The 13,024-nt window shown below is 49.3% G+C and carries 9 protein-coding genes; 5 read left to right on the top strand and 4 right to left on the bottom strand.

Features of this window, described 5'->3' with window-relative positions:
• Window positions 1-13: 13 nt before the first annotated feature.
• The 3 genes from AB1757_15850 to AB1757_15840 all read right to left on the bottom strand — a co-directional run bounded on the left by AB1757_15850 (window position 14) and on the right by AB1757_15840 (window position 4,435).
• A complete protein-coding gene (locus AB1757_15850) occupies window positions 14-1,570 on the bottom strand; it encodes a carboxyl transferase domain-containing protein (GenBank protein MEW6128514.1) in 1,557 nt (518 codons plus the stop codon).
• 112 nt (window positions 1,571-1,682) lie between these two features.
• Entirely contained in the window at window positions 1,683-2,654 is a 972-nt protein-coding gene (locus AB1757_15845; protein ID MEW6128513.1) for a c-type cytochrome, read from the bottom strand.
• A gap of 17 nt (window positions 2,655-2,671) precedes the next feature.
• The gene (locus AB1757_15840; protein ID MEW6128512.1) at window positions 2,672-4,435 is read right to left on the bottom strand and encodes a PQQ-dependent dehydrogenase, methanol/ethanol family; all 1,764 of its coding nucleotides are present in this window, start codon (window positions 4,433-4,435) and stop codon (window positions 2,672-2,674) included.
• 143 nt (window positions 4,436-4,578) lie between these two features.
• On the opposite strand from AB1757_15840, the gene AB1757_15835 reads away from it, so the two are divergent.
• Together AB1757_15835 and AB1757_15830 are read left to right on the top strand one after the other, a co-directional pair.
• Window positions 4,579-5,739 (top strand): thiolase family protein, encoded by a 1,161-nt coding sequence (locus AB1757_15835; GenBank protein MEW6128511.1) that lies wholly within the window; start codon window positions 4,579-4,581, stop codon window positions 5,737-5,739.
• 189 nt (window positions 5,740-5,928) lie between these two features.
• A complete protein-coding gene (locus tag AB1757_15830) occupies window positions 5,929-6,696 on the top strand; it encodes an SDR family NAD(P)-dependent oxidoreductase (GenBank protein ID MEW6128510.1) in 768 nt (255 codons plus the stop codon).
• Window positions 6,697-7,025: 329 nt separating this feature from the next.
• On the opposite strand, the gene AB1757_15825 is transcribed toward AB1757_15830, so the two are convergent.
• Complete coding sequence (locus AB1757_15825; protein MEW6128509.1) at window positions 7,026-7,208, bottom strand: hypothetical protein; 183 nt, start codon at window positions 7,206-7,208, stop codon at window positions 7,026-7,028.
• Window positions 7,209-7,435: 227 nt separating this feature from the next.
• Here AB1757_15825 and AB1757_15820 point away from each other — a divergent pair, with 227 nt between their 5' ends.
• From AB1757_15820 to AB1757_15810, 3 genes are all read left to right on the top strand, one after another.
• A complete protein-coding gene (locus AB1757_15820) occupies window positions 7,436-8,842 on the top strand; it encodes an MFS transporter (GenBank protein ID MEW6128508.1) in 1,407 nt (468 codons plus the stop codon).
• 28 nt (window positions 8,843-8,870) lie between these two features.
• Window positions 8,871-10,565, top strand: a complete 1,695-nt coding sequence (locus AB1757_15815) for a thiamine pyrophosphate-binding protein (protein MEW6128507.1) — start codon at window positions 8,871-8,873, stop codon at window positions 10,563-10,565.
• A gap of 130 nt (window positions 10,566-10,695) precedes the next feature.
• The gene (locus AB1757_15810) at window positions 10,696-13,008 is read left to right on the top strand and encodes a TonB-dependent receptor (GenBank protein ID MEW6128506.1); all 2,313 of its coding nucleotides are present in this window, start codon (window positions 10,696-10,698) and stop codon (window positions 13,006-13,008) included.
• The last annotated feature ends 16 nt before the right edge of the window (window positions 13,009-13,024 follow it).

The following is a 13,024-nucleotide window of genomic DNA, read 5'->3' as shown; positions in this document are numbered from 1 at the left end:
GAATAATTTTCAATTATGGGCGAAAGCCACGCCCCTTGATGCCGATTTGTGTGGGCAATAATCCATAAGCGGTTTCAATCCAATCGCACAAAATCGGGCGGGTGTCGCGTGGGTCGATGATCTCTTCGATGCCGAAAGCCTCGGCGGTTCGCATCGGCGAACGTAACTCGTTCAACATATCTTCGATTTCTTGTCGCCGCGCATCGGGGTCTGGCGATGATTCGATGTCCCTACGATAAGCCGCCATTACGCCGCCTTCGATGGGAAGCGAACCCCAATCGCCCGAGGGCCAGGCATAACGTAAATTCAAAGCATTGGTATCACCGTGGGCAGCGCCTGCTACGCCGTAACAACGACGAATCAACAGGCTCACCCAGGGGACGCGCGCTTGATAAATCGCGGCAATCGCCCGCGCGCCATATCGCGCGGTTCCGGCGCGTTCGGCGCGGGTGCCAACGATGAAACCCGGCTGGTCAACGAAATTCACGACAGGCAAATGAAAGGTGTCGCACAAATCGACAAAGCGCGTCATCTTTTCGCAACCATCCGCATCCAGACCACCGCCTAAAAAATGCGGGTCGTTTGCCATCACGCCAACCGCATAACCATCGAGTCGCGCCAAACCCACAACCAAAGGTTTGCCGTAATATCTTCCGATTTCAAAAAACGAATCGCGGTCAACAATCAAATTGAGCAGGCGGCGCACGTTGTATCCGCGTTTCCGGTCTTTGGGGATAATCGAAATTAAATCCGCTTCACGGCGATTCGGATGATCGCCGGTTACTTGGCGGTCGGCGAGTTGCCAGACATTGGTCGGCAAATAAGAAAGAAAACGGCGAATCTCTGCAAAGGCTTCTTCTTCGCTGGCGACTTCGTTATCGACGCAACCGCTGCCATGCGCGTGAATGTGCGAACCGCCGAGTTCTTCTTTGCTCACCTTTTCACCAATGCTTCGTTCGACAACCGGAGGTCCGGCGACAAAGAGTTGCGACGTGCCTTTGACCATCACCGAAAAGTGTGAATTGACTACACGAACCGCGCCGAGTCCGGCGACCGAACCGAGACATGCACTAACGACCGGAACTTCTGCGAGCATCGCCACCGATATATCCCAGCCGTGAAGTGGCGGCACATAAGTTCGTCCCATGGTTTCAATGGTTTTTACGCTGCCACCGCCACCCGTGCCATCAACCAGGCGAATCATCGGTAGTCGCAGGTCTCTTGCGAGTCGTTCGGCATAAGGCATCTTATAGCCGATTGCGCCATCAGCCGCGCCACCGCGCACCGTGAAATCATCGCCGCCGACTACCACTTTGCGGTTGTTAATGCGCCCTGTGCCGAAGACAAAATTTGACGGGATGAAAGACGCGATTTCGCCATTTTCATAAGAGACTTTTCCGGCAAGCGCGCCGGTTTCATGAAATGAATTGGGGTCTAAAAGTTTTTCAATGCGTTCGCGAACCGTGAGTTTGCCGTTTGCGTGATGGCGCGCGACATTGGCTTCACCGCCCAACTGCTTGGCGAGTTCTATGCGATGTTTGATCTCGTCAACTTCTGTTTCCCAACTCAATCTCGTATCTCCTTGATTAAAAGGTATTGAAACACGAAGAACACGAAAGGCACGCAGAAAATATAATTTTTCTTCATGGTCTTCGTGTTCTCTGGGTTTTTCACATCGTCGTTTATTGAATATCTTTCAAGGTGACGGTAAATGCCGTTTGATTCGTCGATTTCAAAAAGGTAATCAAATCAAGCAACTGTTTTTGCGTGTAGCGTTTTGCAAAGTCTCCGGGCATCGGCGTTCCTGTTTGCGATTCAACTTTTGCGACCTCGGCTTTCAAAATATTTCTCAGCACAGGCGGAACCGTCGCGGTATCGAATAGTTTTATCGCATCCGCATTTTCTTCTCGCTTGATTCCGGTGATGCGCTCTCCGCTTTTTGTGAAAATGGTGATCGATTCATAACCCTGGGTGATCTGGGTATGCGGTTCGGTTACGCTCAAATAAAGTTCACGCGGAGTTTTAGAACCGATGTTGGTTAAATCGGGACCGAGTTTTCCGCCGCGTCCTTGAAATAGGTGACAGGCGCGACAACTTCTTTCATTCGCCGCATCAAAAAACAAAAACTTGCCGTTGGCTGCATCGCCGCGAAGTTGATTGGCATCGGCGACTGTTTCAACTGTCGATTTCACTGCTTCGCTTTTAGCTGGCTCGGATTTTTCAGGTTGTTTTGCGGTCTCGGTTTTCCCTTTATCGTTTCCCGATAGTTTCGGCAACGGTTTGTTCGGCTCAGTCTTTGAAATCCACATCACATAAGCCACCAGTTGTTCGATTTCTTTCTTGGAATAATTGTTTTTAAACGGCGGCATGGGTGTACCGGATACGCCATCGCTGATTACTTTTGTGAGGTACTCGGTCGTATAGCGTTTGCCGCGAAGCGTCGGCGCGCTGCCGCCGAATCCCTCATTGCCGTGACAATAGCCACTGCTGCAAGTCGGATTAAAAATTTTACCGCCCGCCAAAATCATCTGATTTTGCGATTGCTGTACCGCAGCACGGGTTTTTTCACTGCCGGTAAGACAAAAAGTAAAAATCAAACTCCCTGTCCAAAGACCTAAAAGCGCAAAGGGCAAATGCTGTTTAACGCTTTTCATTTTTCTCCTCCGCAAAATTACTTGCCGGTTGATGCCGGTTTATTCATTGCCGCATCCGGCAAGGCAAACACAAACAGCGTCGAGCCTGCGGGAAAGTTTCGCGCTTCGGGCCAGGTCGCAGCCATACCGCTTACAAAAATCGAACCGAGTCCCGAAGGCACTGCGATATATTGTTTGCCATTAACCGCATAAGTGATGGGACCCCCGCGAAGCCCTGAGCCGGTATTGAATGAATAAAGTTGCTCGCCGGTTTTGGCATCGAAAATCAGAAACCTGCCTTCAACATCGCCGGTCATCAATAAATCTCCGGCAGTGGTCAGCAGCGATGAGAGAATCGGATACTTGGTTTTCCAACTCCATTTCTTCGCGCCGCTCACCGGGTCGAAAGCATCAAGGTGCGCAGTGATTTCTCCGCTCGGAGGCGGCTTGGCGATAATCGTTCCCCCGACATACCCCATGCCTTCTTTGGGTTCCTGCTTTCGGGGCATAATCAACCCGCACCATTCAATGCCGTGATTGTAGAGCAGATTGGTTCGCGGGCTGTATGAAGCGTGATTAAAACTGCGCCCGCCGCCCCAGTGCGGACAAACCAGCGTGCTTTTATCGGGCGGGACTTCTAACCTGCCAATTTGTTTCCCATCCTTATCAATCTTTTGTACCCAGTTGGCATTCTCGACGTGTTTCCAGGCGTTGATAAATTTGCCATTGGTGCGGTCAATAATAAATACGTAGCCGCCTTTGTTGGTGTGCGCCAGCAATTTTCGTTTTGCGCCATCAACCGCCCCGTCGAATAGAATCGGTTCATATGCCGAATCGAAATCATAAGCATCGTGCGGAACTTCCTGATAGTACCATTTCAATTTGCCGGTGTCGGGGTCGAGCGCGACGATGCAGTCGGTGTAAAGGTTATCGCCTTTGCGGTCATCCGGGTAAAAATCTGCTGCCGGGTTTCCGACGCCCCAGTAGAGTAAATTGAGTTCGGGGTCGAAAGTGCCGACCATCCAGGTTGCGCCGCCGCCGAATCGCCAGGATTCTTTGTCCCAGGTTTCAAATCCCGGTTCGCCGGGTCCCGGTATGGTGTAGAACCGCCAGGCGTGGCGACCGGTCTTGGCGTCAAAGGCATTCAAGTATCCGCGATGCGCGCTGTCGCCGCCGGTCACGCCGACGATGACTTTATCTTTCACCACAATCGGCGCGCCGGTAACGTTGCAACCGCATTGCTTCACATCTTCGATTTCGACATCCCAGACTTCCCGTCCGGTTTTAGCATCAAGCGCAATCATGTGATTATCGAGGGTTCCCATAAACACCAACCCGTAACCGACCGCGATGCCGCGCACCGAAACGCCGTAAGGAATAGTCCCCTGCGGCAATTTATAAAAGTAATTCCATAATCGTTCGCCGGTCACGGCGTTCAATGCAAAGACGCGATTGTATGAACCGACAAGATAAAGAACTCCGTCAACGACAAGCGGCGTAGCGTTCAACCCGCCTTCGATTTTGCCGGTTTGAAAAGCCCAAACGGGAGCGAGTTGTTTGACGTTATCGCGATTGATTTGATCAAGGGTGCTGTAGCGCCAGCCATTATAGGTTCCGAAATAGGTGAGCCAGTTTTGCGGTTCTTTATCGGCTTTGACGAGGCGTTCGCCTGTGAGTTCCTGAGCATTTGCAGATTGAGATAAAATCAAACCAATAAACAAAACTAAAATAAGAAAATTTTTACTTTGCAAAAAAGCTGGGCGTGAAACCGTTCGACGGATGTGAAGCAATGGCATCTGCATAACAACCTCCCGTGATTTGGCAATTGATTTGACTGTTGAAAGATGTGAGCCTTAAACTTACCTACCGTTCGGTAAGGAATCAAGTTCTATTCAAATGAATAAAAATATTTTTCGATTATTTGGCGAAAAAAAGGAGAACTTATATGTCAGAAGCAGTAATTATCGATGCGATACGCGCGCCGATTGGCAGGTTTAATGGCGCATTTCGCGAAACCCGCCCGGATATTTTACTCGCCCACGCGCTTGAAGGTTTAACCCAACGCAGTGGCATTGATAAAGCGAAAATCGAAGATGTCATCATCGGTTGTGTGACGCAAGTCAATGAACAGGGAATCAATATTGCCCGTCGCACGGCGCTGCTTGCGGGCTTTCCGATTCAGGTTCCCGGCGTGGCTCTGAATCGCTTTTGCAGTTCCGCCCAACAATCCATTCATTTTGCTGCACAGGCAATTGCCGCAGGCGACCACAACTACATCATCGCCGGCGGCGTCGAAAACATGACTCGTTGTCAGATGGGAAGCGATGGCGCAGCGGTCTGGAAAAATATTTATCTCTCGATGCGTGAACAACACGACCTCGTGCATCAAGGTGAAAGCGCCGAACTCTTAGCAGAAAAATATGGCATCACTCGCCTAGAGGTGGATGACTATTCAGCGCGAAGCCATGCACTGGCGGCAGCCGCCGCAAAAGCAGGCAATCATACCGAAATCATTCCTACACCCGGACTCGATAGTGAAGGCAAAAATATTTCGCTCGCTCGTGATGAAGGCATTCGCGAATCCATCAATATGGAAAAGATGGCAACCTTGCCAACCGTCTTTCGTCCGAATGGCGATGGTGTCGTCACCGCCGCGAATTCGAGTCAAATATCGGATGGCGCAGCCGTGGCTTTAATTGCCAATCGCGAAGTTGCCGAAGCCGACGGTTTCAAACCGCGCGCACGCTTTCGCGCCAGAGTCGTCGTCGGTTCCGATCCGAAATTCCAATTGGACGGCGTGATTCCCGCGACCAAACTCGCTTTGGAAAAAGCCGGTTTACAACTCGCGGATATTGACCGCATTGAAATCAACGAAGCCTTTGCAACCGTGGTGCTCTCGTGGGCGCGTGAATTGAATCCGAATATGGAAAAGGTAAATGCCTGGGGCGGCGCGATTGCTCATGGTCATCCGCTTGGCGCGACCGGTGCAGTGTTGATGTCGAAATTGCTTGCCGAACTTGAAGCCACCAATGGACAATTCGGCTTGCAGGTCATGTGCGCAGGTCACGGCATGGCAACGGCGACGATTATTGAAAGAATTCAGTAAATTCAAGGTCTGGAGTCGTGAGTCTGGAGTCTGGAGTCCGACCACTGAGAAAGAAGCAGTAACAATCAATATTTAAGACTCACCTTCCCAATTCGTGAATCTTTAAATCATCAGGTGGCAATTAAAGATTTCCGAATGACTCCAGACTCCAGACTCCAGACTCCAGACTATCTTAACGAGGAATAATTTATGGAAATCAATGGAAAAACTTTTTTAATTTCAGGCGGCGGTTCGGGTTTGGGTGCGGCGACCGCGCGGAAGCTGGCTTCCGCGGGAGCAAAAGTGGTTATCGCTGACATCAATGAGAACGCCGGAAACAGTGTGGTCGAAGAACTCGGCGCAGATAAAGCCTTGTTTGTGAAAACCGATGTTTCGGATGAAGCGAGCGTGCAGGCTGCCGTTGATGCGGCAGTGGCGTTCGGTGAATTGCGCGGCGCGGTGAATTGCGCCGGCATCGGCACGGCGGAAAAGACCGTCGGTAAAAATGGTCCCCACAACCTCGGACATTACATGAAGGTTATACAGGTCAATCTGGTTGGCACGTTTAATGTCATTCGATTGACTGCTACTGCAATGGCAAAGAATGAACCGACCACGGGCGGCGAACGAGGGGTGATTGTGAATACCGCATCGGTTGCGGCATTCGATGGGCAAATCGGACAGATTGCTTATTCGGCGTCGAAAGGCGGAATTGTTGGGATGACGCTTCCGGCGGCGCGTGACCTTGCAAGTCTTGGCATTCGCGTGATGACCATTGCGCCGGGAATTTTCGATACGCCACTGCTTGGCGGATTGCCCGAACCGGTCAGGCAATCATTGGGCGCGCAGGTGCCTTTTCCTTCGCGACTCGGACAACCGAGCGAATATGCTGCTTTAGCCAAACACATCATTGAAAATGAGATGCTCAATGGTGAAGTCATTCGCCTGGACGGCGCTATTCGCATGGCTCCGAGATAATCAACTGACAAACGACGAAGAGGCGACTGGGTGTTACTTCTTCATCGTCCTTCATAGTGAATTGCGTAAAAAAAACTGAAGTTACGAAGAACCCCAGGGCTTCACCAAAAGCCTTGGGGTTCTTTGACCTGCAATGCAAAAAATTCCGAAAATGACACGCTGCCGCAAATCCATATTTGTTATACCTGTGGCGAGTATGTGGTCTGGATATTTCGAGTGTTCAATCGCCATCCATCCGTTGCTAAACGATGATGCATTGCTAACCACTGCCATCACCGAACCTCAGAATTCTTGGGGCATCCTTTCATCGTGCTGACGTCTCGCAAGTGTTAAACCCACTCGAGGCTAACCACATACTCAACCGGTGCGATAAAGCTTTGCCCAAGAAAAAGCAGGGCGGCTAAAAAGCTGCCCTGCGAAATTCCTGACCACACCGTTAAAGCAACCATTAATGCGCGACAAATCGCAGTATGGTTTGCCGACTCAACCCGGCGATTGAGGTAATCGCTCATCTGTTAAATCAAATTCGCCAATTATGATAGTCAATTGTCGAGGTAGAGGATTATTCACACAGGTTCGCAATCGGCGAATTTTTATAATTCACGGCGCTCCGATTTATCCTTTGACGACATCCCGGCACCTTGTTATCTTGCTTCCCGTTAATCAGGCGAAAATAAACCAGCACGATTTCTTTATACCCAGCCCTAAAGGATTTGGATATTCTACAACGGAGTAATTTTTGAAAACCCAAAAAGAAACAATAGAAAGCCTTGAGCCGGTTGCAAACGATACCCGGATAAACGCCGCTGAACCAGATTATCCTGCTCCGGGCTATGCCTGGTATATGGTCGGGGTCTTAACCATTATTTATATCTTTTCATTTATTGACCGACAGATTCTTTCGCTTCTGGTTGAACCCATCACCAAAGATTTGCAAATCAGTAAAACCCAACTCAGTTTATTGATGGGCTTTGCCTTTGTATTTTTTTACACCTTGTTTGGCATTCCGCTGGGGCGGTTGGCGGATATAAAAAGTCGGCGAACCATCATTGCAATCGGTTGTGCATTCTGGAGTGTGATGACCGCACTTTGCGGCATCGCGCAAAACTACATGCAGATGTTTTTATACCGGCTGGGAGTCGGCGTCGGTGAGGCTTCACTTTCACCGGCGGCTTTTTCATTAATCAGTGATTCATTTCGTAAAGAGCGACTGGCAACTGCCATCAGTGTTTATTCGATGGGAATTTATCTCGGCGCAGGAATGGCATACTTGCTTGGTGGCGTCGTAGTCGGGTTGGTTTCCTCTCAGGAAATGTATCAACTTCCACTGGTCGGCGCGACGCGCCCCTGGCAAGTAATTTTTTTTATCGTTGGTTTGCCCGGCATCCTGCTCGCCCTTTTGATGTACACGATTCAGGAACCGGTTCGGCGCGGGCTTTTAGCGCAACCCCAGGTTGCCGAGACCAACAACGTATCAATCGCAAAATTTATTAAATACATTTCTGAAAACCGGCTGACGTTTATTTGTCACAGTCTGGGATTCGGGCTGATTGCGCTTTCGACTAATGCCGGGGGACAGTGGTATCCGACTTATCTCAGAGTGTCACATGGATGGTCAACTGCCAAGGTCGGCATTGTTTTAGGCATCATTCTTTCGCTTGCAGGAACCGCAGGAATCGTCGCCGGGGGGCGTTTATCGGATTGGCTTGCTGAACGTGGTTATCAGGATGCGCCGATGCGCGTTGGTCTGTTTGCGGTACTTTTGATGATTCCCACTGGGGTCGCCTTTAGCCTTGCGCCGAATGGAAATTGGGCGACCTGGCTTTACATCCCGACCGCCTTTTTTGCGAGCGCGCCGTTTGGCGTTGCTCCGGCAGCCATTCAACAAATTGTGCCGAATGAGATGCGCGGACAGGCTTCGGCAATCTATATTTTTTTCGTCAATGTCATCGGGTTAGGTATCGGCCCGACAGCGGTTGCGGTTTTGAACGATTATGTATTTCAAAACGACCAGTCAATCCGCTATTCATTGATTATCGTCGGAGGCATCGCGCAGAGCCTCGCGGCGTTATCCTTGTGGTTAGGTATGAAGCCTTTTGCAAAAAGTTTAATCCGCTTAAAAAGCGGATACCCGGTGAATCCATAATTTTAAAACCCATGCATGGAGTAATGTTATGCCCGAAATGACCGGCGCTCAGGCGATGTATGAATTTTTAGTCCGTCAGGGAGTGGAATATATTTTTGGTAATCCCGGCACCAGCGAACTTCCTTTAATGGATGTCTTCGCCGAACGCAACGAGATTGAATATGTCCTCGCGCTTCATGAAGACTCGGCTTTGGGTATCGCCGCAGGCTATGCCGAAGCGACTGGCAAACCGGCAGTCGTCAACCTGCATACCAATCCCGGACTCGCGCATGCGTTGGGAAATCTCTATAACGCCTATCGCGCAGGAACCCCGTTGATTGTCACCGCAGGGCAACAGGATACCCGTTCACTGATTGATGAACCCTTGCTGCAAGCCGATATGGTTGAGATGGCTCGGCAACATACGAAATGGGCTTGGGAAGTGAAATGTGCCGCAGAGATTCCGAGAGTTCTGGCAAGAGCTTTTACGATTGCGATGACGCCACCGACCGCTCCGGTTTTTATTTCATTACCGGTGAATTTTATGGAAGCGCGCGCGGAATTTGAATTCCCCGAAATAACCAAAATCGGTTCCACTCTTCAATCTGACCCTGAACGCCTCAATGCCGCAGCGAAGTTATTGATGGATGCGAAACAACCGGTGATTATCGCAGGTGATGGCGTAGCGCGTGCAGGAGCGGTTCCGCAACTGGTTGCATTTGCCGAATTGATTGGCGCAGCGGTTCACCCTGAACCGTTGCATTCGCTGTTGGGTTTTCCGACCGATCATAGACTGTTTGCCGGGCCGCTATCGCCCGCCGCCCATCAGATGCACGCGCAATTGCAAAACGCCGATGTGATTCTGGCAATCGGCGTTTATACGCTTGCGCCGTTGGTTTATACGGGTGCGAGGATGATTCCCGATACCAGTAAGCTCATTCAGCTTGATGTAAACGCCCACGAACTCGGAAAAAATTTTTTCGCTGAGGTGGCAATTCAAGCAGACTTGCGAAGCGCCATTGAAGATTTAAGTTCGTCAATCAAGTCCATGATGACGCCTGCTTTTTCTCAATTGGTTTGGCGACGCAGCACCTTGATTGCCGACCGAATAACCGATGGGCGGGCAAAACTCAAAGAAGCTGCTGTGCCTCCGAAAGATGGGGAATGGATGCCTGCGGCTTTTGTGGCGAAAGTCATGCGTGAAGTCGCCAGCGACGATACTTTGCTGGTTGATGAAGCGGTTACTTCAACGGCATATGTGCGAACGCTTTTTGAACTCAGCGAACCCGGCGCTTATCTTTTCTGCAAAGGCGGGTCGCTCGGTTATGGCGCACCGACCGCAGTTGGTTACAAACTCGGGCGCAAAGACCGTCCGGTGATTTGCGCGATTGGTGATGGGTCATTGCTCTATTCTCCGCAGGCGCTTTGGACGGCAGCAAGATATAAACTCGGCGTCGTGTTCGTGGTTTTTAATAACACCAGTTATGCAATTTTGAAAGGCGGTTTACTGGCGTTGAATGGTTCATCGGTTGAGCGGGGAATATTTAAGGGAATGGATATTACCGAACCGGAAATTGATTTTGTCAAAATGGCAGAATCAATGGGGGTCGCTGCGCGTCGGGTGGTTGATGCATCGCAGTTGCAAGCGGCATTGGTTTGGGCGTTGACGGAAAGTTTCCATAAACAACAGCCTCATTTGTTGGATGTCATGATTTCCCGCGATGCCCGAAGTGTGTTGCGTTAAGGGCTTAAATGTAGCAAAATCTCATCGCCTCAGTAGCGGTTTTCAAACAGTGGTAGTTCTCAATATGAAAGGGTAACAATCTGTGAAAAACCTCCTAAACACAGTTGTCCTGATATTATGCTCTGCCTTTTTGGGTTTTCCCCAAATTCAAATAGGTACAATTAAAGGAACAGTTGTTGACTTAAACGGTGCCATCATCACCGATGCCAAAGTCACAATTGAAAATCCGCTTAATAAAAGTTCATACACGGTTAAAACCGATGCAGACGGGACTTTTGTTTTTAATAATGTCTCATTTGCCCAATATCAGATAAACGTCAACGCTTACGGGTTTGTCATTTTTCAAGATAGTTTAACCGTTCGTTCCAATATACCCATTAACATTGATATTAAACTTTCACCGACCGGCAGCAAAGATACGGTGAATGTGGTCGGTACTCAGGGGTTGATTGAGCGAGATTCAACCAGCACTTTCATTAAAATTGAAAAAAACGTCATCAGCCGAATTCCCGGTTCTGCTCATCGCGGACGCATACAGGGAGTGATTGCTTCAACGCCGGGTATTACCACAGAAAATAATGGACTCTTGCATGTGCGTGGCGTAGATGACGGCATTCTTTATGTGATTGATGGCATACCAAGCGCCGACCGTTATGATGCGGTGTCGGCAAGTTCACCCGATACCGAGATGGTTAATTCGATGGATGTCATCACCGGCAATATTCCCGCTGAATTCGGCGGACGTTCAGGCGCGGTGGTTGTGCTTTATCCAAAATCGGGTATTGATGAACCGCATTTCGGAAGTTTCGGAATGGGGTTCGGTGAATTTGCCACCAAGGATGTGGCGCTATCTTTTGGCGGGGGCTACAAGAAAAAGTACGGTTACTTTTTTAGCGGGTCGGCTTATCAAACGGAATATTATCTTGATGTTGTGGATTTGTTTAATTTCAACAACGCCGGAAAAAATATCAGTCTGAATCACCGGGGCGATCTTCATCCGACCGCCAACGATATTTTGATTGTCAATCTGTCAATCAACGGCACCAATCATCAGGTTCCGAACCGTCTGGAACAGGAGGAAGCCGGACAAAAACAGCGACAGCAACTGCGAGATAACAGCGAATCGTTAAGCTGGCAAAGAGTCTGGTCGCCCAACACCGTTACCAATTTTGCAGCCTTTCATCGCTACTATTCTTCAAAATTATTCGGCAGTCAATTTGATACGCCGATCTTTGCCAATCACAATCGCAGTCATAAACGCATCGGCATTCTTTCGAGTCTGACGCAATCGTTCAAAAAGCACACCGTAAAAATCGGGCAAGAGTTTATGCGGCTTTCTCCGAATGAATATTTTATGTTTGCGATAACCGATGATGAGCAAGCCGAAGAGCAAAGTCTTTCCGATAAAGCCCGTGAATTTACACCCGCTAATCCCTTCGTTTTCCGCGAACGCAAAGTCGGAAAACAAGTTGCCGCCTATGTGCAGGATAATTTTTCTCCAATTAAAAATTTAACCGTCAACGCCGGGATTCGTTATGATTATTTCAGTTTAAAATCAAACGACTATCAATTCAGTCCGCGCATTGGAGCGGTCTATTTTATTCCACAAACCAATACCGCCATACGCGGCTCGTTTAATCGGTTATTTATGCCGCCGCAAATTGAAAACCTCCTGCTTGCGGATTCCGACCAGGCGCGACAACTTTCTCCATTTGTCGATGAAACCGGTGGCGGCGAGGTAATTCGCTCGGAAAAAACTTCGGCTTATGAAGTAGGATTTGCCCAGGATATAAAAGGATTTGCGAAGTTGGACATGGTTTACTGGTACAGGAACTTTCGCAATTTTGCCGACCCGAATGTGTTTTTCAATACCACGGTTATCTTTCCCAACAGCGTCGCCAAAGGCTTCGCGCGGGGATTGGATGCCCGGTTGGATTTTCCCAGCAAAAAGGGTTGGTCTGGGTATGTGAGTTATGCCAATCAACGAATATTACAAACCGGCCCGATTAATGGTGGACTGTTTTTAACCGATGAATTTATCGAAATCGGTCCCGGGGTGAAATTCATTCCAGACCATGACCAGCGCAATGTCGGTGAATTCGGAATAACCTATGAGTATAGAAATTTCTGGACCTCATTTTCCGGGCGTCATGAAAGCGGCGTTCCGCTGGAAGTCGATGACGAGCGGCTTGAAGAATTAATGAAGGCGCGAGGCGCACACCTGGTCAATTTTGAACGCGGTCGGGTTAAACCATCGACAATCTATTACTGGTCATTTGGTATTGACCTGAGAAAAGGTGAACACCTGGCGATTAACTTTCAAGTCGATGCAGAAAACCTGTTTAATAAAGAGTATGCTTACAATTTCGGCAATCCCTTTGAAGGAACGCACTTCGGTTATTTACGTTATTGGAGCGGTCGTTTGAAATTTACTTTCCATTGATTCATCAACCTTGACT

The sequence above is a fragment of the Acidobacteriota bacterium genome (genome assembly GCA_040754075.1).
In the GTDB taxonomy this organism is placed as follows: domain Bacteria; phylum Acidobacteriota; class Blastocatellia; order UBA7656; family UBA7656; genus JBFMDH01.
Note: the sequence above shows the minus strand (reverse complement) of the source record. Positions and strands in the feature narration are given on the sequence as shown.

Coding starts and splice junctions, on each gene's coding strand:
- AB1757_15845 (MEW6128513.1), bottom strand. CDS start 2,654: ATGAAAAGCGTTAAACAGCATTTGCCCTTTGCGCTTTTAGGTCTTTGG.
- AB1757_15840 (MEW6128512.1), bottom strand. CDS start 4,435: ATGCAGATGCCATTGCTTCACATCCGTCGAACGGTTTCACGCCCAGCT.
- AB1757_15835 (MEW6128511.1), top strand. CDS start 4,579: ATGTCAGAAGCAGTAATTATCGATGCGATACGCGCGCCGATTGGCAGG.
- AB1757_15830 (MEW6128510.1), top strand. CDS start 5,929: ATGGAAATCAATGGAAAAACTTTTTTAATTTCAGGCGGCGGTTCGGGT.
- AB1757_15825 (MEW6128509.1), bottom strand. CDS start 7,208: ATGAGCGATTACCTCAATCGCCGGGTTGAGTCGGCAAACCATACTGCG.
- AB1757_15815 (MEW6128507.1), top strand. CDS start 8,871: ATGCCCGAAATGACCGGCGCTCAGGCGATGTATGAATTTTTAGTCCGT.